Genomic DNA, 20974 nt, shown 5'->3' on the forward strand with positions numbered 1-20974 from the left:
GCAGAGAGTCATCGATCAGGTGCTACGCACTTCGCCAATCTGGGCGCGTAGTTCCTGCACCAGATCAATAAAGGGTTTTTCGTAGGTGGTCTCCAACGCTCGGGGGCGAGGCAGCTCAATGGTGCGGCGCTCAATAACGCGACCAGGGCGGCGGCTCATCACATACACCGTATCGGCTAAGAAGGCCGCTTCACGAAGGTCATGGGTCACCAGCACAACGGTAAATCGCTGGGCTTCCCATAAATCCCGCAGTACGCACCACAGCTCTTCGCGTGTAAACGCATCCAGCGCGCCAAACGGTTCATCCAACATCAGCAGACGCGGCTGGTGGATCAGCGCCCGGCAAATGGACGCCCGCTGCTGCATACCGCCGGAGAGCTGCCAAGGGTATTTATTCTCATGCTCGGCGAGCCCGACGGTTTTCAGCAGTGAGCGCGCCCAGCCCACAAACTCCTCGCGACGCTTACGAAACTGCCGACGGTAGGGCTCAACAATTTCCAGCGGCAGCAGCACGTTATCCAGCGTGGTACGCCAGGGCAGCAGGTTGGCATTCTGAAACGCCATACCGGAGATTTTCAGTGGTCCGGTGACCGGCGCGCCATCCACGCTGACACTCCCTTGGGTAGGTGCGTGCAGGCCTGTGCATAACTTCATAAAGGTGGATTTACCGCACCCGGATGGCCCCACGAAGGCGACAAACTCGCCCTCGCGGATGGAGAGATTAATATCCTCAATGGCGTTGCCTGTGCCGTCATAGGCCAGGCTCACATCATCAAAGCGGACAAACGCTGCCGACATTACTCAGCCTCCGGCAGCAGCATGCGCTCATCGACGGGCGGTAAGAAACGGGAGTCGAAGACTTGGCTGGGTGATGGCAGTGTGGGTAGGTCGTAGGCCTTAGCCACTAGCGCAACAGCATCCCGTAGGCGCTCATCGTCCACTCCCCCCACGCCATACTCGCGGGCATCTGGGGTGTCTACCACGCTTTCCAGGGCCAGCTTCAGACGGCGGGTTTCCATTTCAACGTCAATCAAGCTATCGCGCTCGCGCACGTACTCAATCGCCGCTTCGGGATCATCCAGGGTGTCGCCCAGGGCGCGGTTAAACGCCCGCAAAAAGCCTTGCACAGCCTCAGGGTTCTCGTTGGCGAAGGACTCGCTAACAATGATGGCATTGCCGTAAAGCGGGACCCCATACTCGGGGAACGGCATGATGGTGAGCTCCTCTTCGCTCATGCCCCGCTCTTCCAGGTTCAGCAGGCTGGTGAAGTAGAAACCGGTAATAGCATCTACATCACCTCGGGTAAGCAGTGTTTCGCGCAGCGTAGGGTCGACGTTTTGCCACTCCACCGCATCGGCCGCTAGATCATTGGCCGCTGCAAAAATACCCCAAGCGCGGTAGCCGGTATCAAAGGCAGGGGCAGCGATGGTTTTGCCTGCTAAGTCAGCGGGCGTCTCAATCCCGCTATCCTTACGAGCAAAAACGGCGGCAGGCGTACCATCGTATACAATATAGACGCCGCTAATACCGGGGCCATCGGGGTTCTCGGCTAGGAATTCCACTAGCGCATTAAGGTCACCAAAGCCCATCTCATAGGCACCCGAGGCCACTCGGTTAATCGCGCCTGCTGACCCGCTGCCGGAATCAATTTGTACATCAAGGCCTTCTTCAGCAAAGTAGCCGCGGGATTCAGCCAACAGAAAGGGGGCGGAAGGCCCTTCAAAGCGCCAATCTAACTGGAAGCGAATGGTTGTCTCTTCCGCCTGACCGACCCCAGGCAGCCATAAAAGAGCCGTCGCCCCCACTAATGCAACGCGTTTTAATCCCGGAAAAACCGCTGTTGAAGCATTCATAGCAAGCACACCTTGTATACAAAATTGTGCTACATACCAAGCATGAATGCTGCCAATCTTTTACAACCATAATTATATCAATACGTTAATAAGCATTGATAGATAATACTTAGGAAGATATCGCCGTCTATCGCCTTATCTTCCCAAGCCAACATGCCTTGTGAAGGTGCGTAGACATAACCATATGCACCAAATAGCAACTTTTTTAGACTTTCGTCTATACACCACGTATACTATGCGCAGTTTCCTGTCCTCGCGCCATTCATTGAATGGCGCTTTTTTTTGCTTTGAAAACCTGTGGCCAGCGGCGTTAAGTCGGCTCCCTCTTGGGTTTATTAAGCTAAAGGTTCTGCTCCCGCTCTTTCCTGCAACCTCCCATTCCAAATAGGTACTCTTCATGAACCAACCTGCCCAACGCGCCGAGGGGCCCTCGCGGTTTTCCCTCGGTGACCCTATTGTGCTGGTGCTTAGCATCGGCTTCATTGTGGCGTTTCTGGCGCTTTCGTTTTACGACATTGATCTGGTCGCCAACTCTATCAGCGCAGGCTTTGCCTGGACCGCGCTGGTGCTGGGTAGCTACTTTCAGCTGCTGCTTCTGCTGACGTTTTTTATCGCCATTGGCGTGGCGTTAACGCCTGCGGCAAAAGCTAAGATCGGCAATCTCGATGCACCAGAAATAAGCACCTTTAAGTGGCTCTCGATCATTCTATGTACGCTGTTAGCCGGTGGTGGGGTGTTTTTTGCCGCAGGCGAGCCGGTGTACCACTTTGTGGTCACCCCACCCACCTTTGATACCGAAGCGGGCACCGCTGAAGCGGTATCCGGCGCGCTGGCGCAGTCGTTTATGCACTGGGGCTTTATGGCCTGGGCGGTGCTGGGCTCGCTCACCGCCGTGGTGCTGGCACATGCGCACTACGTGAAAGGCCAACCGCTGCAGCCGCGCACATTGCTCTACCCGATTTTTGGTGAACGCTTGATGCGTGGCCCGCTGGGCGGCTTAGTGGATGCCTGCTGCGTGATTGCCTTAGTGGCAGGCACGGTAGGCCCCATCGGCTTTTTGGCAACTCAGGTGAGCTTTGGCCTGCATGAGCTGTTTGGCCTGCCGGAAGGCTACACCGGGCAACTGATGATTCTGGCCGTACTGGGCACTATTTATGTGCTCTCTTCGATGAGCGGGGTGCATAAAGGCATCCAACTGCTGAGCCGTTTCAACGTACTGCTGGCGTTAGCGATCGGCGCCGTGATTATCGTGTTCGGCCCCACGCTGTTTTTGGTGAACACCTACGTTTCCAGCATGGGCGCGTATGTCAGCGAGTTTTTCACCATGGCCACGATGACCGCTGAAACCGCCCCGGCGTGGTGGATGCAGTGGTGGACGGTGTTCTTCTTTGCTTGGTTTATCGGCTATGCACCGCTGATGGCGATTTTCGTGGCGCGCATTTCACGGGGCCGCAGCATTCGTGAAATGATTCTGGCGGTTGCCGTACTCGCCCCGATTGCCACCACCGTATGGTTTACGCTACTGGGCGGCTCCGGCATTTACTACCAGTTGACCGGGGTAATTGACCTGACCGAAGCGCTCAACAATTTCCAGTTTGACGTGGCGACCCTCACGGTGGCGCAAGCGCTGCCCGGCGGAACCTGGATGGCGCTGGCGATTCTGCTGCTGACCACGATTTTTGTGGCCACCACCGGCGACTCCATGAGCTACGCGATTGCCGTTGTCGGCGCAGGCCATGATGACCCTAGCCCTTACATGCGCGCTTTTTGGGGCATTGCGATGGCTCTGATGGCGGCCGTGCTGCTGTATATGGGTGCAGGTCAAATTGGCGCGCTGCAGCAGTTTATCGTGATTACTGCGATCCCAGTGTCGCTGATTCTGCTGCCCTCGCTGTGGAACGGCCCGCAGGCGGCTTACGCCATGGCGCGTGAACAGGGCATCATCGACTAACGGTGATCGGCCACTTCTAACTACAGCCCTTCCAACAGCCGCAGAATCATCTGCGGCTGTTGGTTCACCCGGGTCAGCATCGCGATACCCACCTGCTGAAGCAGTTGGGCGCGAATAAGGTTGGAGACTTCTTGCGCGTAGTCGGCGTCTTGAATACGCGACTGGGCAGCGGAGGTGTTAATGATGTTGGTGTTAAGCCCGTCAATGACGCTCTCGAAGCGGTTCTGCACCGCCCCTAAATAGCTGCGCTGGCGGTCGACCTGTTTAATGGCTTCATCCACAACATCCATTGGTTTGGGCGTGGCCGAGCCATTATCTAATACGCTGAAATTATCCAACCCCAGCGCCTGACGCCCCATCGCCGAAAAGCTCACGCCAATCACATCACCGGCGTTGGCCCCTACCTGAATATTGAGCGTTTTATCGCTCTCGATCAGCTTAATGCCGTTAAAGTTGCTCTGCTCAGCGACGCGGTCAATCTCTTCCAGCCATTGGTCGATCTCTAACTGAATAGACGCCCGATCTTCTGAGGAATTGGTGCCGTTGAGCGCCTGAACGCTGAGTTCGCGGATGCGCTGAAGGCTATCGTTGATCAGGTCCAACGAGCCTTCTGCGGTTTGCACCATAGAGATACCGTCGTTGGTATTGCGGATCGCCTGGTTCATACCGCGAATTTGTGCGCCCATGCGATTGGCAATCGCCTGGCCTGCCGGATCATCCTTGGCGCTATTAATACGCAGCCCAGACGACAGACGCTCCATGGAGGTCTGCATTGCTTGCTGGCTACTGCGTAGATTATTCATCACCAGTAGCGACGTGATATTAGTCGCAAGGCTGATCACGGGCGTGACCTCGGAAGTGAACGCAAACAGTGCGGAGGTAGCGTGAATATCGGCCTATCTTTAGAAAACGTGAGCCCTGCCCCGTAAAACTTTCCCAGTCGCTACTATTTTTTCAGTTCGGTCTCTTCAGTACGGCTAGCACTTCGTCCACCGGCCCCCGAACATAGTCGTGATGAAAGTAGCCATCGTCGACCACCTCGCCATCCCAGGCCACAATGTCTAAGTCCATGGTCCGGGGGCCAGATTTGATCGGCCCGCGAACACGGCCTAAGCGATGCTCAACCTCTTTTAGGTAGGCTTTAAAGTCGCCCAGCTCAAGCGTAGTGCGCACCACCAGGGCGGCATTTAAGAAGTCTGGCTGCTGCTGAAAGCCTACCGGGGCAGTGCGCACCGCTTCGGAGCGGGCCAGCAGTTCGCACTCACTGCTCAAAATCTCAAGGGCTTTGGCAAAGTGATGCTCTGGCTCAATATTGGTTCCTAGCGAGATAACGCACTCGTGTTGAGCCGACGCGGGCGAGGGAGTTGACGTTACGGGTGACGACCTTAATGACATAACTATATCCCAATATAAGAGGCTGGATGACTAACGGCTGGTGAGCCGATGACCTAGCCCACACCGTTTTAGCGTATAGGAATCAATCGGCGCCCCAATAGAGTAGACGGTTAACCATTCTGTTCAAGCTCTGTACAAGTTATTGACAAACGCTGCGCTCACGCAGAAAGTCTTTTTGATTACCATGACAACGTTAGTTAACAAACACTACCTGCTGCGAGGGATAAAGCAATGGATACACCTGCTGCACTTGTAACCGGCGGCGCCACGCGCCTGGGCCGCTATTTTGCTGAAGCGCTAGCCGATAAGGGCTTTGATATCGCGCTACACGTGAATAGCTCCCGGGGGGAAGCAGAGGAAGTGGCAGACGCAATTCGCGGCAAGGATCGTGAGTGCGAGATTCTGCCCTGCAACTTTTTAGAGGATTCGCTAGAAGAATTAATCACCCAAGCTAAAACGCGTTTTCCTGGGTTGAACGTGCTGCTCAATAGCGCCTCAGCTTATGAACCAGCGCCGATCGCCCGTACCGATATGGCCATGCTGGAGACTCAGTTCCGAGTCAATATGTTCACCCCGCTGCTACTCACACGCCATTTTGCCGAGGCGGTAGAGCACGGTCAGGTGATCAACATCATCGACAACAAAGTGGCCTATCACCAATATCCGTATGCGGCGTACCTGCTCTCCAAGAAAAGCCTAGCTGAGATGACCCGTATGGCAGCGCTGGAGTTTGCTCCGCGCCTACGGATTAACGGTATCGCCCCCGGGGTAGTGCTGCCCGCCTCCCAGCGTACCAGCGACTATATCCAGTGGCGCATCGAAGGCATTCCGGTCAATCACCAGGGCAACCCAGCACACCTTGTACAAGCATTGCACTATTTGCTGGATAATGCCTTTGTGGCCGGGCAAGTGCTATTTGTAGACGGCGGCGAATCGATCAACCTAGAGGGTCGCCACTCCGAAAACTACCCTGGCGAGCGGCGCGACTGACCCAACGCAATGAGGCCGCCCGAAGGCGGCCTCATTGGCTTACCTAAGCGTACGCTTAGGTTTCATCCACATCATCATGGTCCGGCTTATGGTGATCCGGTTCATGCTCAAGCGAGGCTTCGCTACGCTCTGCAAGCGGTGCCGTGTCGGTACGCTTCCGTTCGGCTTTCGCTTCCAGAATGCGCACGTTGGCAGGCGGTGTCTTGCCGCCTTTGGTTTCGCCAAAGTAGAGCGTGGTATGCGGGAACGGAATCTCGATACCCGCCGCGTCAAAGCGCAGTTTCACTAGGCGGTTGTAGGCACGGCCTACAGCCCACTGGTCGCCCGGCGTGGTTTTAATGACCACACGAATGTTCACCGAGCTGTCGGCCAGGGCGGTAACCCCTGCCACGGTCAGATCTGCCAGCAGCTGTTTGCCATGCTCTTCACTGGCCTTGAGATCTTCAAAGGCGAGCTGCAGCTGCTCGATGGCATCATCGATGCTCTCGTTGTAGCCAATGCCATACTCGCCTACATGGTTACCGTACTCGCGCATGTAGTTAGAGACGGTATCCACACTGGAGAACGGCACAATGTGATAAGTACCGGAGAGGTCGCGGATACCCACCGAGCGAATACTCAAGCGCTCTGCGGTACCGGTAATACCCCCTACGGTCACCACATCGCCGGTATTCATCGCGTTTTCCACCTGAATGAATACCCCGGTAATCACATCCTGCACCAGCTTCTGGGCACCAAAACCAATCGCCAGACCCAGCACACCGGCACCAGCAATTAGCGGCCCAATATTGATGCCGATTTCCGAGAGCACGATCATGCCGGTGATGGTCACCATGGCAATGGCCAGCGCATTACGGAACAGGCTCAGCAGCGTTTTGGCACGGGCAGAGGGTTCGCCGTGACCGGTTTCCGGGTTGAGCTTGTGCTCGATCAGGCTTGCCAAGCCCAGCCATATGCCCAGCGACACAATCAGGATCACTGCTACGCTGATCAGGTTACCCACCAGATTGGCACCGCGCTCGGAGGCGTACCAGGCGGCCAGGTCAAAGGCGCCCCAAGCATCCAGCACCACCATGATCACCGCAACGACGATCACCGTGCGCAGCACGCGAAGCGCGTTGGGCACGTAGCTGTTCAACCGGACTTCCAGCAGCGGCAGCTTACGGCGCAGGTCATCGGAGAGTTGAATACGACGACCAATGGTCTGTGTCAGGAACGCAGACAGCAGCAGGCCCACGACCACGGCGCCGAGCGTCTTCAACGTCGCAAAGAGGACAAAGGGCAGCGCATCACCCGGACGGGTAAGCGTCAGCACAAACACCATTAAGAAATAGATCAGCGCGAACAGGTGCCACGTGCGGGCAAACAGCTGCAGCGATACACGGCTGGCGGTCAGCGTAGAGCGCGTGCCCATCTGATTCAGGTTATCGCGCAGCCGCACACGGTTTTTGAGCACCACGCCCACCGCATAAATAAACGCCAGCAGCATAATCAGCGTGCCGACCGCTTGCCCCAGAGAGGCCGCGATATAGAAGTTGACCAATGGCACCACCACCATCAGGCCATAGCCCACCATACCAATTAGGCGTGCCAGCCAGCGGTTCCAGTAGGAGGCTTCTTGGGCCGAGATCGGCAGCAGGCGCAGGCCTTCATAGCGCGAAGAGAATAGCATCCGCACGCCAGCTTTCAATAGCTCAATGATCAGGAAAGCATTTAAAAACAGCGATGCGCGGGTGGATAGCTCACCGGTCTCTCCCACCGCAAAGGTCGCAATCAGGTTACCGCCTACGTATGCCAGCGCCACCAGCAGCACGTCCAGCACCGCGGCAATCGCCACGCAGAGCACTAAACGCAGCACCGGCGTTAAGCCACTGCCCTGCTGCGACCAGCTGCTAATCTTGGTAAACAGCGACTTCGCCAAGCGGCGGAACACCATAAAGAGCGCAAAGGTGGCCACAATCACGATGCCAAGATTAATGGCAGCACTGATAAACGCTGCCATATCAAAGCTGCTGCCTGTGCCCTGGCCAGTGAACATGTTGCCGACAATCGCCGCTGCCTGCTCAATCTGGCCGCCCACATCACCGACGACACGGCTGGTAAGCTCAGCCAACTGTCGGGGCAACGAGACATCTTCCGGGGCCACATTGCCACCTGCTGCGGCCGCTTCCGGCGAGAGCTCGGCAGCAACGCCAGCTGGCAGTTCTGAGGCCTGATTGCGCAACAGCTCAATCAGCTCCTGGCGGGCCTGCTCATCTTCCAGCAGATCCGCCAGTGCCGTATAAGAGGGCTGCTCTTCCGTGGCAGGCGCTTCACTCTCAGCGCCCAGCGTGGTTTGCGCCATGGCTGGCCCTGCCAGCATGGCGAACAGCGTCAGCATCCAGACGCTTAGCCAGGGTAGTAAACGTAGTGACGACACACCATAACCTCCCTTTGGGTGAATATTTGCAATCCTGCGACTCGCTAACGCTAAGATCTAACGTATTAAAGTTAAACACAGAATAGTGCATCCGCTAAGAGTGCAAGCTTTGTATAACGTTGGCTAGCGTAACATGCCTCAATGAAAGAGACGTTAACGCACCCGTTTTTTGCGCACCAATGAAAACAGCCGCCACTTATTGGCAGTAAGGCGCCAACCATTGATGGGCCAGCGCAATCAGCAGCCCATAGCGGGCACCTTTTGCCAGCACAATCCACAGTAGCGCCCGCCACCAGGCAAGGCGCATCACCCCAGCCAGCACGGTGAGCGGGTCGCCAATCACAGGTAACCAGGAGAGTAATAGGCTCGCCTCGCCAAAGCGGTGATACCAGCGCTCGGCACGGGCAAGTCCTTGGGGAGATGCAGGAAACCAGCGGCGATGTTGAAATTGGCGAGCGTAGCGACCAAGAGCCACGTTGATCAAACTGCCCAGCGTGTTGCCAGCCGTCGCCACAACCCACAGCACCAGCGCAGGCTCACCAACACACCATAGCCGCGCCAGCCACACTTCCGAGCCACCAGGCAGCAGGGTGGCGCTGGCTAGCGCCACCCAAAACAGGCTGAACACGATACGCGCCCTCTAACGTTTAACGGGGCAACTGGCCACCGAGCTGCTGGGTAATTTCGTCGGCTATTTGACGCACCAGCGCCCCCAGTACCAGCAGGCGCTCTTCGGGAATACGCGCCATGGGGCCCGAGACGGAAATAGCCGCCAACGGCGTGGCGTGCTCGTCGAAAATGCAGGCCGCCACGCAGTGCAGGCCAATGGCATGCTCTTCTCGGTCGCAGGCAAAGCCTTGGGCGCGAATGGCGGCCATTTCCGCCTGCAGTGAATCCGTTTGATAGAGGGTATTTTCAGTGACACGGGCCAGCTCGTAGCCGCCTTCTAACAGCGCGCTGCGCTCCTCCTCGCTCATCCACGCCAGCAGCGCCTTGCCCACGCCGGAGGCGTGAAGCGGCGCACGAGACCCCAGCCGCGTGATCATGCGCATCATCTGCGGGGATTCGTTTTGCGCCAGGAAGACCGCCGTGGCGCCATCGCGGATACCCAGGTTCGCCGTTTCGCCGGTTTCTGCGGTTAAGCGGCGCAAAAACGGGCGGCTTTTGGCCACCACGTCGCGAGCTTCAAGGAAACTGTTACCAATGCGGAAGGTTTTGACGTCGATGCGCCACAGGCCCTGTTCGCTCTCTTGGGTGACAAAGCCCTGGCTTTGCAGCGCCTGAAGCAGGCGGTGGGTGGTGGAAGGGGCAAGGTCGGCCATCTCCGCCAGCTCTGAAAGCGCAAGGCCCAGGGGGCTGGCGGACAAATACTCGAGTAGCGTGAGGCCGCGTACTAACGATTGGCTATGCCCACCGCTGGCTTTGGTGGCTCCTGCCGGACGTCCGACTGACCTGCGCTTGGCTTCACTCACCTGAGACTCTCCTGAAGGCGCTGAATGACGTAAAAAGCCAGCAGGATAACGCGCTGCGCGGGCGCTGTCGCGTTTACGGAAACAAATTCCACCATTGGATGGCTAGCGGTGTTGCCACTGGGGCGGGCGTTTCTCGATAAACGCATCGATCCCTTCGGCCACGTCGTCGGCCAGCATGTTGCACGCCATGGTGTCGCCAGCAAAGACGTAGGCCTCATCCAGTGGCATCGCCAACTGACGGGCAAACATGGCTTTGCCGGTACGCACGGCCACCGCGCTTTTCGCGCAGAGGCTCGCGGTGAGCGCTTCAACCTCGGCATCAAGCTCGCCTTCTGCGGCGACACGATTGATCAGCCCCCACTCGGCGGCGGTGTCTGCGCTGATAAACTCGCCGGTCAACAGCATCTCCATGGCCCGCTTTCGGGGCACGTTGCGCGAAAGCGCCACGGCCGGGGTCGAGCAAAACAGGCCCACGTTAATACCAGAGACCGCAAAGCGGGCGCTGCTGGCGGCCACGGCCAAATCGCAGCTAGCGACGAGCTGGCAGCCCGCAGCGGTGGCAATGCCCTGCACCTTGGCAATCACCGGCACGGGAAAATGGACGAGGCTTTGCATCACCTTGCCGCAGCGCGCGAACAGCGCTTGGTAGTAGGCTTTATCCGGGTTCGCGCGCATCTGCTTTAAGTCGTGGCCTGCGCAGAAGGCTTTACCGTTGGCTGCCAAAACCACGCAGCGCACGTGCTCATCTTGGATAATGTTATCCAACGCAGCTTGCAGCGCTTCCAACATCGTTTCCGACAGCGCATTGAAGCGCTCGGGCTGATTGAGAGTAAGCGTCACGACGCCCCCCTGCGCGGTGCGCAGCAGGCAGTCGTGGGAAGGGGACGCATGAGGGGACGACATGGCAGGCTCCTGAGCAGACGTTGCTACCCAGTCTAGCGCTTGCTTGGCACATTGAGCGCAAGCTAAGACCAAAGTGGCCTCCTGCAAAACAGAAGGCCACTGATGATTACGCTTTCTCGCGAGTGCCTTGGCGATGGTTATAGCCCAGCGGATGAGGCTCACCACGGGCTTTGGCCAGCTCAATCTGGCGCTGACGCTCGCGGGCGGCGGCGCGGGTTTTCTCAGGCAGTGAGTCGATGCAGTGGGGGCAGCTGATACCTGGTTCATAAGCCGACGACTGCATATCTTCCTGGGAGATCGGCATTCGGCAGGCGTGGCACTGCTCGTGCTCGCCTTCGGTAAGGTCGTGGCGCACGGTGACCCGGTTATCAAACACGAAGCACTCGCCGCGCCACAGCGACTTCTCTTCTGGCACTTTTTCCAGGTAGTTCAGCACGCCACCCTTTAGGTGGTACACCTCTTCAAAGCCCTCTTTCAGCATAAAGCTGGAGGCTTTCTCGCAGCGGATGCCGCCGGTACAGAACATGGCGACTTTTTTATGCTGCTCCGGGTTGTAGTGCTCGCGCACGTACTCTGGAAACTCCCGGAAGGTGGTGGTTTTCGGGTCCACCGCGCCTTCAAAGCTGCCAATCGCCACTTCGTAGTCATTGCGAGTATCGATCACCAGCACTTCGGGGTCGGAGATCACGTCGTTCCAATTCTCTGGCTCTACGTAGGTGCCCACGGTGTCGTTGGGGTCGATGCCCGGCACGCCCAGCGTGACGATCTCTTTTTTCAGTTTGACCTTGGTGCGGTAGAACGGCGGCTCGTCGCAAAATGACTCTTTGTGGTCGATATCGGCCAAACGCGGGTCGGCGGTGAGCCAAGCCAGCAGCGCGTCGATACCTTCGCGGCTACCGGCCACGGTGCCGTTGATGCCCTCTTTGGCCAGCAGCAGCGTGCCTTTCACGCCGTTATCCAGCATGGTTTGGCGCAGCGGCTCGCGCAGCGCTTCGAAATCGTTCAGGGTGACAAATTTGTACAGCGCCGCCACCACGATGGGCGGTGTTGGGGTCGGGGTCATGGAGTGCTCCTGGTAGTCGCCCTCGCAAAGGGCGGACCGGGTCAATAAAGGCGCGCATGATAGCAAAAAGCGCGCCCTCGGTGCATCTCGGCGCGTTTGACGCAGATCAAAGGGGCGCCAATCGTCGATTATTTCGACGACATCATTGAGAAAGCTTCACCCCACGTTGAGCGCACTCGGTCGTATAGTAGGCGGCAACTTAACTCAGTGATGAGGTGCCTTTCATGAAGATTCGTCGTTCCAACGAGCGGGGCTACGCGGACCACGGCTGGCTGCGCTCTTACCACACGTTTTCGTTCGCCAATTACATGGATCCCAACCATATGGGCTTCCGCGCGCTGCGGGTGATCAACGAAGACCGCGTGGCCCCCGGCCACGGCTTTGGCGCCCACCCCCACCGGGATATGGAGATCATCTCCTACGTGCTCGATGGAGAGATGGAGCACAAGGACAACATGGGCAATGGCGAAGTGATGCGCCCAGGCGATGTGCAGCGCATGTCCGCAGGCACGGGCGTACTGCACAGCGAGTTCAACCACTCCCAAGAGAACGGGCTGCACTTTCTGCAAATCTGGATCGAAACCGCCCAGCGTGGCATTCAGCCCAGCTACGAGCAGAAGCACTTCCCCACTGCCGAGCGGCAGGGCCAGTGGCGCTTGGTGCTCTCCCCAGATGGCCGCGATGGCTCGGTGAGCGTGAATCAGGATGTCAATCTTTACGCCAGCCTGCTGGGTGCAGGTGATCAGGTGACGGCTCCGCCTTCTCGCTATGCATGGCTGCATGTGGTGAAGGGGGCTGTCGAGGTCAACGGTGAGGCGCTCGCCACTGGCGATGCCGCCGCTTTTACGCCGGACGAGCACGTTGAGCTGACTAGCCACGACGCCAGCGAAGTGCTGCTGTTTGATTTGGCCTAACAGCACCTAACTAGCAAGTGATATAACGCAAAACGGCCCCGTTGGGGCCGTTTTGGTAACAAGCGCTGGCTAGCTATTTGCTTAGCTATTCTGCGCCGAGTAGAGCACGCGAATCTTCAGCGTGTGCTCTACTTGCTTCAGCGCTTCCAGCGCCTGCGGGCCGTAGGCTTTGTCGACATCGATCACCACGTAGCCGACCTTATCGTTGGTCTGCAGATACTGGCCCGAAATGTTGATGCCGTTTTCAGACAGCACGCGGTTGATCTGAGAAAGCACGCCGGGCACGTTGTCGTGAATATGCAGCAAACGGTGCTTGTCCGGGTGCGCGGGAAGCGCCACTTCGGGGAAGTTGACCGACGTGACCGTGGTGCCGTTGTCTGAATAAGTGATTAGCTTCTCGGATACCTCGATACCGATGTTCTCCTGGGCTTCCAGGGTAGAACCACCGATATGCGGCGTCAGAATCACGTTATCCAGGCCGCGCAGCGGGCTTTGGAACTCTTCATCGTTGCCTTTCGGCTCGACCGGGAAGACATCAATAGCAGCGCCGTTCAGCTTGCCCGCTTTAATGGCATCCGCTAGCGGCTCGATTTCCACCACGCTGCCACGGGCGGCGTTGATCAGGATAGCGCCATCCTTCATGGCGGCGATCTCTTTCGCGCCAATCATCCAGCGGGTAGAGGCCATATCCGGTACGTGCAGGCTGACCACATCCGCGCGGCCCAACAACTCCTCCAGGCTGCTGACCTGGTTGGCGTTCCCCATGCCCAGCTTGGTGATCACATCGTAGTAAATCACGTTGAAGCCGAGTGATTCCGCCAAGACAGAGAGCTGCGCGCCGATGCTGCCGTAGCCCACGATACCGAGGGTTTTACCACGCGCTTCGTGGGAGTTTTTCGCCGACTTCAGCCAGCCGCCCTGGTGCGCACGGGCGTTCTTTTCGGGAATACCGCGCAGCAGCATAATGGCTTCTGCCAGTACCAGCTCCGCCACCGAGCGGGTGTTGGAGTAAGGCGCATTAAATACCGCGATACCGCGCTTGAGCGCCGCATCCAGGTCAACTTGGTTGGTACCGATACAGAAACAGCCAACGCTTACTAACTTCTCGGCCGCCTCAAACACGCGCTCAGTTAGCTGAGTACGGGAACGGATGCCGATAAAGTGAACATCGCGAATCTTCTCGATCAGCGACTCTTCATCTAGCGAAGTCGGCAGATGTTCGATGTTCTCGTAACCTGCGTTGTGAAAATTGTCCACCGCGCTTTGGTGGACGCCCTCGAGTAGCAGGATCTTGATCTTGCTCTTTTCCAGGGACGTTTTGGCCATGGCTGAATCAACCTCTATGGTCGGCGGCATGCGCCGTGTATCGGTTCACGGGAGGCCCGTATGGTAGCACAGCCACTTGCGCTCTCGGTGGCTTGGCGTGATGAAAAGTGTGCGCTTTCAAGATGAACTGAGTGCAAGACGAACAATCAACCCATAGGGAGGGCAGACGCCACCCCCTCGCCTCGGTGTATACTGTGCGTTTATTTAACAGCATCCGCAGCCACACTCGTCGCCCTTGCTGATACCAGGGCGCCCGGAAAACGGTAGGCATTGCCCAATGAGCGACACCACACCCCCACAAGATTTTGCCGCAACGGTTGCCCAGCTAGAAACCATTGTGGAACGCCTGGAGTCCGGCGAACTCTCATTGGAAGATGCGCTGACCGCTTTTGAACAGGGCGTTCGACTGACCCGCGATGCCCAGCAGCGTCTCGATAGGGCTGAGCTAAAAGTACGGGCACTGAGCGAAGACCCCGACGGCAAACTGGAAGTCGCCCCGTTCGCAGGTGCCCCGGATGCTGGCAATGACAGCGAGGAGACGCCGCCATGGTGAGCGCCCACGCCTCCCGACTAGCCACGCTGCGCCATGCCAGCAGCACCCGAGTAGATGCCACGCTAGCCGCGCTGTTCGATGCACGCCCAGCGGTAGATGAGCGTTTAGAAGCGGCCATGCGCCACGGGCTTTTGGTCGGCGGAAAACGTTTGCGCCCGCTGCTGGTCTATTTAGCGGGTCAAGCACTCGGGGCGAGTGACGACGACCTGGATGCTCCGGCGGCGGCCATCGAGCTGATTCACGCCTACTCGCTGATTCACGATGACCTGCCCGCCATGGACGACGACGACCTGCGGCGCGGCCAGCCTACGGTGCATAAAGCCTTTGACGAGGCCACCGCCATCTTGGCGGGCGACGCCCTGCAGGCGCTAGCGTTCGAAGTGCTGGCCAGTCACCCTTACCCTCGCTTGGGCCAGCTAGTCACCACGCTGGCGGTCGCCTCTGGCCGCGACGGTATGGTGGCTGGCCAGGCGCTGGATTTAGCCGCCGTGGGCGGACATCCAGATGCCGAGGCAATGGCACACATGCACGCCCATAAAACCGGCGCGCTGATCGTGGCGGCCGTGCGTTTGGGCGGCCTGGTCGCGGTGGAAGAGGACGACCCGCGTCTGGCAGCGCTAATTCGCTACGCCCGCGCCATTGGTCTAGCCTTCCAGATTCATGACGACATCCTGGATGTGACGGGTGACACCGCCACGCTGGGCAAAATTTCCGGTGCTGACGCCGCCCGTGCCAAGCCTACTTACCCAAGCTTACTGGGGCTGGCGGAGGCGCAGTGCAAAGCGAACACGCTTATTGACGAGGCCATTGCCGCCCTCGCCCCGTTAGGCGAGCAGGCCGCACCCCTGGCCGATCTTGCCCACTATATGATCGAGCGCGACCACTAACACATGCCTATGAAGCTGTTCGACGAGATACCCCGCGAGCGCCCGGCGACGCCACTGCTCGACTCTTTTGATCATCCCGCCGCGCTGCGGGCCATGAATGCTAAACAGCTCGCCCAGCTAGCGGATGAGCTGCGCGCCTACCTGCTCTACAGCGTTGGCGTGACGGGCGGCCACTTTGGCGCAGGCCTGGGCGTTGTTGAGCTCAGTGTCGCGCTGCACCACGCCTTTCACACGCCGAAAGACCGCTTGGTGTGGGACGTGGGTCATCAAGCCTACCCGCATAAAATCCTCACCGGGCGGCGCGATGCCATGCTCAGCATTCGCCAGCACGGCGGCTTGGCGGCGTTTCCCCGCCGGGCAGAGTCCGAATACGACACCTTTGGCGTTGGCCACTCCAGCACTTCCATCTCTGCGGCGCTAGGCATGGCCCTGGCTGCGCAAGCACAAAACGACCCGCGCAAGGTCTGCGCCATTATTGGCGACGGCGCGCTCACCGCAGGGATGGCGTTTGAAGCGCTGGCCCACGCGGGCCACGTCAACGCCAATATGCTGGTAGTGCTGAACGACAACGAGATGTCGATCTCCGAAAACGTCGGCGGTATTGCTACGTATTTAGCACGGGTGCTCTCCAGCCAGCCCTACCTAAAAATGCGTGAAGAGGGCAAAAAGGTGCTCTCCCACCTGCCCGGCGCCCTGGAGCTTGCCAAGCGTACCGAAGAGCACATGAAGGGCATGGTCAGCCCCGCCACGCTGTTTGAGGAGATGGGCTTTCACTACGTTGGTCCCATCGACGGCCACGACTTAGAGGCGCTGACTCAAACGCTGCGTAACCTGCGCGACCAGAAAGGCCCGCAGTTCCTGCATATCAAAACGGTCAAAGGGAAAGGCTTCCTGCCCGCCGAAGCCGACCAGATTGGCTACCACGCGATTACTAAGCTGGAAAAAACCAGCGTCACGGTAAGCGCACCGCTGGTGAAGAAACCTGCCAGTGTCCCAAAAAAGAAGTATTGCAACGTGTTTGGCGACTGGCTATGCGATATGGCCGCCGCCGACCCACGGCTAATGGGCATTACCCCCGCCATGGGCGAAGGCTCGGATCTGATTCGCTTCTCGCAAACCTATCCCGAGCGCTACTTCGACGTCGCCATTGCCGAGCAGCACGCGGTCACCCTGGCCGCCGGTATGGCCTGTGAAGGCATGAAGCCAGTGGTGGCGATCTACTCCACCTTCTTGCAGCGCGGCTACGACCAGTTGATTCACGACGTGGCGGTACAGGAGTTAGATGTCACCTTCGCCATCGACCGGGCAGGCCTAGTGGGCGAAGACGGTCCCACCCACCACGGCAGCATGGATCTTTCGTTCCTGCGCTGTGTGCCGGGCATGGTGATTCTCGCTCCATCGGATGAAGCCGAATGCCGCGCCATGCTCAGCGCTGCCTACCACCATTCTGGCCCGGCTGCCGTGCGCTACCCCCGTGGCACCGGCCCCGGCGTCGCCATTCCTGAGCACCTGGAGCCGCTGACCATTGGCGAAGCCCAGGTGCGCCGCGAGAGCACCAGCGACGGTGTGCGCATTGCCCTGCTGGCGTTTGGTAGCGTCAATAGCGCCGCCGCCGAAGTGGCTGAGAAGCTCAACGCCACCCACATCAACATGCGTTCGGTGAAACCACTGGACCGCGATGCTGTGCTCCACGCAGCGGACGAGCATGAGCTGCTGGTCACCCTGGAAGAGAACGTCATTGCGGGCGGCGCGGGTAGCGCGGTGAACGAGCTGCTCAACGCGGAAGGCGTTCAGGTGGAAGTGCTGAACTTAGGCCTGCCGGACGCCTTTGTGGAACACGGCACCCCCGCCGAGCTATTGCGCGACTGCGGCCTGGACGCTGAAGGGATCGAGCGCGCTATTCGCGCCCGACTGCCGTAACCTCCGCGTGTGAACCACGCGTTTTTAACCTGTTGAGATGTCTATGTTATTTCTAATTATTGTGTTTGGTTTGATTGGCCTTGCCGTCGGTGGCCCCATTGGCTTACTCGTAGGTGGCGGCCTTGGCTGGTGGCTGGGTCGGCGCATCAGCCGTCGCTTGAACGCTGCCCGTGTTCAAATTCAAGAAGGCTTTTTGGAATCAATCTTCTCCGTGATGGGCTGTCTCTGTCAGGCCGATGGCAAAGTCACCGAGGGCGAGCTAGACGTTGCCGAAAAGCTCTTCGATCAAATGCGTCTTCAGGGCGAGCACCGCGCCAAAGCTCGCGCCGCCTTTGACCGGGGCCGCGCGGCTGACTTCAACCTGGATGCCGAGCTGGCCAAGGTCAACCGCCTCACCCAGCGCCAGCCGGTACTGCGCCAAGTGTTTTTACAGGTTCAGTTGAGCGCGATTGCCGCCGATGGCGTGCTGCACCCCGCCGAGCACGAGATGATTCTGCGCGTTGCCCGCGGCGTTGGTTGTAGCGACGCCGAAGTTCAGCAAATCGAAGCGATGCTGCACGGCGCTGCCGCCAACTCCCAAGGCGCCAGCGAAGAAGCGTTGAAAGATGCTTACCGCGTTCTTGGGGTATCAGAAGAGGCCAGCGATGCCGAGCTGAAGAAAGCCTACCGCCGCCTGATGAGCCAAAACCACCCGGATAAACTGGCCGGCAAAGGGTTGCCAGAGAGCATGCGAGAAGTGGCTCAGGCACGGACCAGTGAAATTGGCAACGCTTACGAACGCATCCGCGCTGCGCGGAGCTAGTAGCTCGTGACAGGGTTCCAGGGAGTCGCTACAGTGAAAACTTCACGGTACTGCCTGGAGCCGCCAAATGATCACGCTATACAGCTTTCCCAACTCCCGCTCGCTACGCGCTGCTTGGACCCTTGAAGAGCTGGGCCTAGAGTACCAGTGCCACCACGTAGCGCTGGATAAAGGCGAAGGGCAAAGTACCGAGCATCTTGCTCGCCACCCGGATGGCAAGGTGCCGGTGCTGGAAGATGGCGAGCTAACGCTGTTTGAATCCGCACCTATCTGCCGCTATCTCGCCGAGCAGTATGGCGATGGCAGCCTCCTGCCTCAAAGCGTTGCCGAGCGCGCCCAGGTCGACCAGTGGCTCAGCTTTATCGTCACCGAGATTGAACAGCCGCTGTGGTTACAGGCCAAGCACAAGTTCGCCTTGCCACAAGACAAGCGAGTCCCCTCAGTACTGCCCACTGCGGCTTGGGAATTCCAGCGAGCGCTACTCGCGCTGGAGCGCCGCTACCGCGGCCAAGAAACCCTGGTAGGCGACACCTTTACCCTTGCGGATCTTTTCCTGACGCATACGCTGACCTGGGCGGCCAGCATGAAGCACCGCCTGCCGGAGCCGCTGGTAGCTTACCGCGCCCGTCATGCTAATCGCCCTGCGCTTGCCCGCGCCGCCGAAAAAGAGCAGGCGGCGGCGCAAGCGACCTGATTACACCGCGTTAGGCGAAGGCAGCCGGAGTGTTTCCTGCGCTTTACTCCCTTCGGCCCGGGCGGCTCCCCAGGCACTTTCCAGCCCGCCAGGGAAGCCGCTTCGCTGGCTGTAATCTGGAGTGACACCGCCCTGGTAGGCATGGCGCTGGCTTAGCGCTTTGGCGCAGCTATAATCCACTACCGTCAGCACGCCCACCGCGGTGAGTGCTAAATAGAGGTTCTCTTTGTGCGATGGATGGCGCTTTAACGCAAAGGTGAGCGCGGCAAAATCTAGCACATCTCCGCCAACTCGACTCCAAATTGCGTTGGTCGGGTTATCCGACAGCGCGCCGATGCCGCTGAGGATTTCCCGCGCACCGCAGGCGCGTACCTTATTTTCACGATGAGGCATACCTAACGCGCGGCTCAACCGACGCGGGGCCACTAGCTGATACAACCCCATCCCCAAGCTTAGCCAACCCAAGCCTCTAGCTAACTTATCTGCTGGTGACATTGAGCGCGTTGGCGAGTGGAAATGGCGTTTCATCGATGTTTTCATACTCTCCTCCCTGTGCAGTATTACGGCTTCAGAATGACTTTGACGCAGCCATCCTGCTTATCCCGAAAGGTTTGGTACATCTCGGGCCCCTGGGCTAAATCCACCGAGTGGGTAATCACAAACGAAGGGTCGATCTGGCCCCCGTCAATGCGCCTCAACAGATCATCCGTCCAGCGTTTGACATGGGTTTGCCCGGTGCGCACGGTCAATCCTTTGTTCATCAGCGCCCCCATAGGGATTTTATCAACCAGCCCGCCATACACCCCGGGGATCGACAAAATACCCGCCGGACGGCAGACATAGATCATCTCGCGCAGCACATGAGCACGGTCGGTTTCCAGCCACATGGCCTGTTTTACCCGGTCATACACCGAGTCCAGCGAACGCGTGGCGTGGGCTTCCAGCCCCACCGCATCGATACACTTTTCTGGCCCCTTACCGTGGGTCAGCTCCTGCAGCCTGCCCAGTACGCTTTCGTGGGCAAAGTGAATGGTGATCGCGCCACCGGCAGCGGCCATTGAGAGCCGCTCGGGTACGTTATCAATCACCACTACCTGCTTGGCGCCCAGCAGCACCGCGCTACGCACGCAGAACTGGCCAACCGGGCCTGCGCCCCAGATCACCACGGTATCGGTGGGTTGAATGTCGCACTGCGCGGCGGCCTGCCAGCCGGTTGGGAAAATATCCCCTAGAAACAGCACTTGCTCATCGGTGAGCGTATCGGGCACTTTAATATGCGTGGTGTCGGCAAAAGGCACGCGCACAAACTCGGCCTGGCCGCCCGCATAGCCGCCGGTAAGTTGAGAGTAGCCAAACAGCCCGGCACCGCCATGGCCAAAAACTTTATCCGCCAGGGATTTATTACGGTTGGAGCGCTCGCAAACCGAGTAGTTGCCGCGCTGGCACTGCTCGCATTCGCCGCAAGCAATGGTGAAGGGCACCACCACTCGATCGCCTACTTTGAGATTTTTCGTCTCACTGCCCACTTCCATCACTTCGCCCATAAACTCATGGCCTAGGACATCGCCACAGGACATACCGGGGATATAGTGATCGTAAAGGTGCAGATCAGAGCCGCAGATGGCGCAGCTACTGACATTGATAATGGCATCGCGGGGGTGTTCGAGCGCGGGGTCGGGCACGGTGTCGTAACGAACATCGTTCTTACCGTGCCAGCAAAGTGCTTTCATGGCTGCTTCTCCTTACATGGTTGTGCATAGCGTCCTGCCATGTATCACCATAGCTCAGACACACGGCAACCAAAGTTAAGAAAAAGCTTTTTTACGGGTGTT

Annotated in this window: 20 protein-coding genes; 8 read left to right on the plus strand and 12 right to left on the minus strand. The window is 58.6% G+C overall.

All coding sequences use genetic code 11. From position 1 onward, the window contains the following. Window positions 1-15: 15 nt before the first annotated feature. Together ACIGG6_RS10800 and ACIGG6_RS10805 are read right to left on the minus strand one after the other, a co-directional pair. Window positions 16-798 carry an ABC transporter ATP-binding protein gene (locus ACIGG6_RS10800; RefSeq protein ID WP_253503227.1) on the minus strand — a complete coding sequence of 261 codons (783 nt, stop codon included), beginning with the start codon at window positions 796-798 and terminating at the stop codon, window positions 16-18. Next, the gene (locus tag ACIGG6_RS10805; RefSeq protein ID WP_062359196.1) at window positions 798-1853 is read right to left on the minus strand and encodes an ABC transporter substrate-binding protein; all 1056 of its coding nucleotides are present in this window, start codon (window positions 1851-1853) and stop codon (window positions 798-800) included. The genes ACIGG6_RS10800 and ACIGG6_RS10805 overlap by 1 nt, the downstream gene beginning before the upstream one ends. A gap of 397 nt (window positions 1854-2250) precedes the next feature. Between ACIGG6_RS10805 and ACIGG6_RS10810 the strand changes: the two genes are divergently transcribed. Then, complete coding sequence (locus tag ACIGG6_RS10810) at window positions 2251-3804, plus strand: BCCT family transporter (protein WP_399844434.1); 1554 nt, start codon at window positions 2251-2253, stop codon at window positions 3802-3804. 20 nt (window positions 3805-3824) lie between these two features. On the opposite strand, the gene ACIGG6_RS10815 is transcribed toward ACIGG6_RS10810, so the two are convergent. Then, window positions 3825-4646, minus strand: coding sequence for a flagellin N-terminal helical domain-containing protein (locus ACIGG6_RS10815; RefSeq protein WP_399844435.1), 822 nt, complete (start codon window positions 4644-4646; stop codon window positions 3825-3827). A gap of 112 nt (window positions 4647-4758) precedes the next feature. After that, entirely contained in the window at window positions 4759-5199 is a 441-nt protein-coding gene (gene folK, locus ACIGG6_RS10820) for a 2-amino-4-hydroxy-6-hydroxymethyldihydropteridine diphosphokinase (RefSeq protein WP_273423638.1), read from the minus strand. A 231-nt stretch (window positions 5200-5430) separates the two neighbouring features. On the opposite strand from folK, the gene ACIGG6_RS10825 reads away from it, so the two are divergent. Next, window positions 5431-6189, plus strand: a complete 759-nt coding sequence (locus tag ACIGG6_RS10825) for an SDR family oxidoreductase (protein ID WP_399844437.1) — start codon at window positions 5431-5433, stop codon at window positions 6187-6189. A gap of 55 nt (window positions 6190-6244) precedes the next feature. Here the strand turns inward: ACIGG6_RS10825 and ybiO are convergent, their stop codons facing one another. The 5 genes from ybiO to trhO all read right to left on the minus strand — a co-directional run bounded on the left by ybiO (window position 6245) and on the right by trhO (window position 12046). Then, on the minus strand, window positions 6245-8608 hold the full coding sequence (gene ybiO, locus ACIGG6_RS10830) for a mechanosensitive channel protein (RefSeq protein WP_253503220.1): 2364 nt from the start codon (window positions 8606-8608) through the stop codon (window positions 6245-6247). 196 nt (window positions 8609-8804) lie between these two features. Next, window positions 8805-9236 (minus strand): YqaA family protein, encoded by a 432-nt coding sequence (locus ACIGG6_RS10835; protein WP_058579789.1) that lies wholly within the window; start codon window positions 9234-9236, stop codon window positions 8805-8807. A gap of 19 nt (window positions 9237-9255) precedes the next feature. After that, on the minus strand, window positions 9256-10080 hold the full coding sequence (locus ACIGG6_RS10840) for an IclR family transcriptional regulator domain-containing protein (protein WP_058579788.1): 825 nt from the start codon (window positions 10078-10080) through the stop codon (window positions 9256-9258). A 102-nt stretch (window positions 10081-10182) separates the two neighbouring features. Further along, window positions 10183-10983, minus strand: a complete 801-nt coding sequence (locus ACIGG6_RS10845) for an enoyl-CoA hydratase (protein WP_399844440.1) — start codon at window positions 10981-10983, stop codon at window positions 10183-10185. A gap of 106 nt (window positions 10984-11089) precedes the next feature. Beyond that, entirely contained in the window at window positions 11090-12046 is a 957-nt protein-coding gene (gene trhO / locus ACIGG6_RS10850; RefSeq protein WP_399844442.1) for an oxygen-dependent tRNA uridine(34) hydroxylase TrhO, read from the minus strand. Between the two features lie 224 nt (window positions 12047-12270). Between trhO and ACIGG6_RS10855 the strand changes: the two genes are divergently transcribed. Continuing rightward, window positions 12271-12960 (plus strand): pirin family protein, encoded by a 690-nt coding sequence (locus ACIGG6_RS10855; RefSeq protein WP_399844444.1) that lies wholly within the window; start codon window positions 12271-12273, stop codon window positions 12958-12960. A gap of 81 nt (window positions 12961-13041) precedes the next feature. On the opposite strand, the gene serA is transcribed toward ACIGG6_RS10855, so the two are convergent. Further along, window positions 13042-14286: a phosphoglycerate dehydrogenase gene (gene serA / locus ACIGG6_RS10860; protein WP_253503211.1), complete on the minus strand. Its 1245-nt coding sequence runs from the start codon at window positions 14284-14286 to the stop codon at window positions 13042-13044. Window positions 14287-14563: 277 nt separating this feature from the next. Between serA and ACIGG6_RS10865 the strand changes: the two genes are divergently transcribed. From ACIGG6_RS10865 to ACIGG6_RS10885, 5 genes are all read left to right on the plus strand, one after another. Further along, window positions 14564-14839 (plus strand): exodeoxyribonuclease VII small subunit, encoded by a 276-nt coding sequence (locus ACIGG6_RS10865; protein WP_399844445.1) that lies wholly within the window; start codon window positions 14564-14566, stop codon window positions 14837-14839. Continuing rightward, window positions 14833-15726 carry a (2E,6E)-farnesyl diphosphate synthase gene (ispA, locus tag ACIGG6_RS10870; RefSeq protein ID WP_399844447.1) on the plus strand — a complete coding sequence of 298 codons (894 nt, stop codon included), beginning with the start codon at window positions 14833-14835 and terminating at the stop codon, window positions 15724-15726. Before ACIGG6_RS10865 ends, ispA begins: the two co-directional genes overlap by 7 nt. 3 nt (window positions 15727-15729) lie before the next feature. Next, window positions 15730-17646, plus strand: coding sequence for a 1-deoxy-D-xylulose-5-phosphate synthase (gene dxs, locus ACIGG6_RS10875; protein ID WP_399844448.1), 1917 nt, complete (start codon window positions 15730-15732; stop codon window positions 17644-17646). Window positions 17647-17689: 43 nt separating this feature from the next. Beyond that, window positions 17690-18448: a co-chaperone DjlA gene (gene djlA / locus ACIGG6_RS10880; protein ID WP_399844449.1), complete on the plus strand. Its 759-nt coding sequence runs from the start codon at window positions 17690-17692 to the stop codon at window positions 18446-18448. Between the two features lie 67 nt (window positions 18449-18515). Continuing rightward, window positions 18516-19142: a glutathione S-transferase family protein gene (locus ACIGG6_RS10885; protein ID WP_399844450.1), complete on the plus strand. Its 627-nt coding sequence runs from the start codon at window positions 18516-18518 to the stop codon at window positions 19140-19142. Here ACIGG6_RS10885 and ACIGG6_RS10890 read toward each other — a convergent pair whose 3' ends face one another. Continuing rightward, window positions 19143-19682, minus strand: coding sequence for a hypothetical protein (locus ACIGG6_RS10890; protein ID WP_399844451.1), 540 nt, complete (start codon window positions 19680-19682; stop codon window positions 19143-19145). Between the two features lie 20 nt (window positions 19683-19702). After that, a complete protein-coding gene (locus tag ACIGG6_RS10895; protein WP_399844452.1) occupies window positions 19703-20872 on the minus strand; it encodes a zinc-dependent alcohol dehydrogenase in 1170 nt (389 codons plus the stop codon). Window positions 20873-20974: the final 102 nt, after the last annotated feature.

This window comes from Vreelandella lionensis (assembly GCF_044543515.1).
Classification (GTDB): domain Bacteria; phylum Pseudomonadota; class Gammaproteobacteria; order Pseudomonadales; family Halomonadaceae; genus Vreelandella; species Vreelandella lionensis.

Coding starts and splice junctions, on each gene's coding strand:
- ACIGG6_RS10810 (WP_399844434.1), top strand. CDS start 2,251: ATGAACCAACCTGCCCAACGCGCCGAGGGGCCCTCGCGGTTTTCCCTC.
- ACIGG6_RS10800 (WP_253503227.1), bottom strand. CDS start 798: ATGTCGGCAGCGTTTGTCCGCTTTGATGATGTGAGCCTGGCCTATGAC.
- ACIGG6_RS10885 (WP_399844450.1), top strand. CDS start 18,516: ATGATCACGCTATACAGCTTTCCCAACTCCCGCTCGCTACGCGCTGCT.
- dxs (WP_399844448.1), top strand. CDS start 15,730: ATGCCTATGAAGCTGTTCGACGAGATACCCCGCGAGCGCCCGGCGACG.
- folK (WP_273423638.1), bottom strand. CDS start 5,199: ATGTCATTAAGGTCGTCACCCGTAACGTCAACTCCCTCGCCCGCGTCG.
- ACIGG6_RS10865 (WP_399844445.1), top strand. CDS start 14,564: ATGAGCGACACCACACCCCCACAAGATTTTGCCGCAACGGTTGCCCAG.
- serA (WP_253503211.1), bottom strand. CDS start 14,286: ATGGCCAAAACGTCCCTGGAAAAGAGCAAGATCAAGATCCTGCTACTC.
- ACIGG6_RS10890 (WP_399844451.1), bottom strand. CDS start 19,682: ATGAAAACATCGATGAAACGCCATTTCCACTCGCCAACGCGCTCAATG.
- ACIGG6_RS10845 (WP_399844440.1), bottom strand. CDS start 10,983: ATGTCGTCCCCTCATGCGTCCCCTTCCCACGACTGCCTGCTGCGCACC.
- ispA (WP_399844447.1), top strand. CDS start 14,833: ATGGTGAGCGCCCACGCCTCCCGACTAGCCACGCTGCGCCATGCCAGC.
- djlA (WP_399844449.1), top strand. CDS start 17,690: ATGTTATTTCTAATTATTGTGTTTGGTTTGATTGGCCTTGCCGTCGGT.
- ACIGG6_RS10855 (WP_399844444.1), top strand. CDS start 12,271: ATGAAGATTCGTCGTTCCAACGAGCGGGGCTACGCGGACCACGGCTGG.
- trhO (WP_399844442.1), bottom strand. CDS start 12,046: ATGACCCCGACCCCAACACCGCCCATCGTGGTGGCGGCGCTGTACAAA.
- ACIGG6_RS10805 (WP_062359196.1), bottom strand. CDS start 1,853: ATGAATGCTTCAACAGCGGTTTTTCCGGGATTAAAACGCGTTGCATTA.
- ACIGG6_RS10895 (WP_399844452.1), bottom strand. CDS start 20,872: ATGAAAGCACTTTGCTGGCACGGTAAGAACGATGTTCGTTACGACACC.
- ACIGG6_RS10825 (WP_399844437.1), top strand. CDS start 5,431: ATGGATACACCTGCTGCACTTGTAACCGGCGGCGCCACGCGCCTGGGC.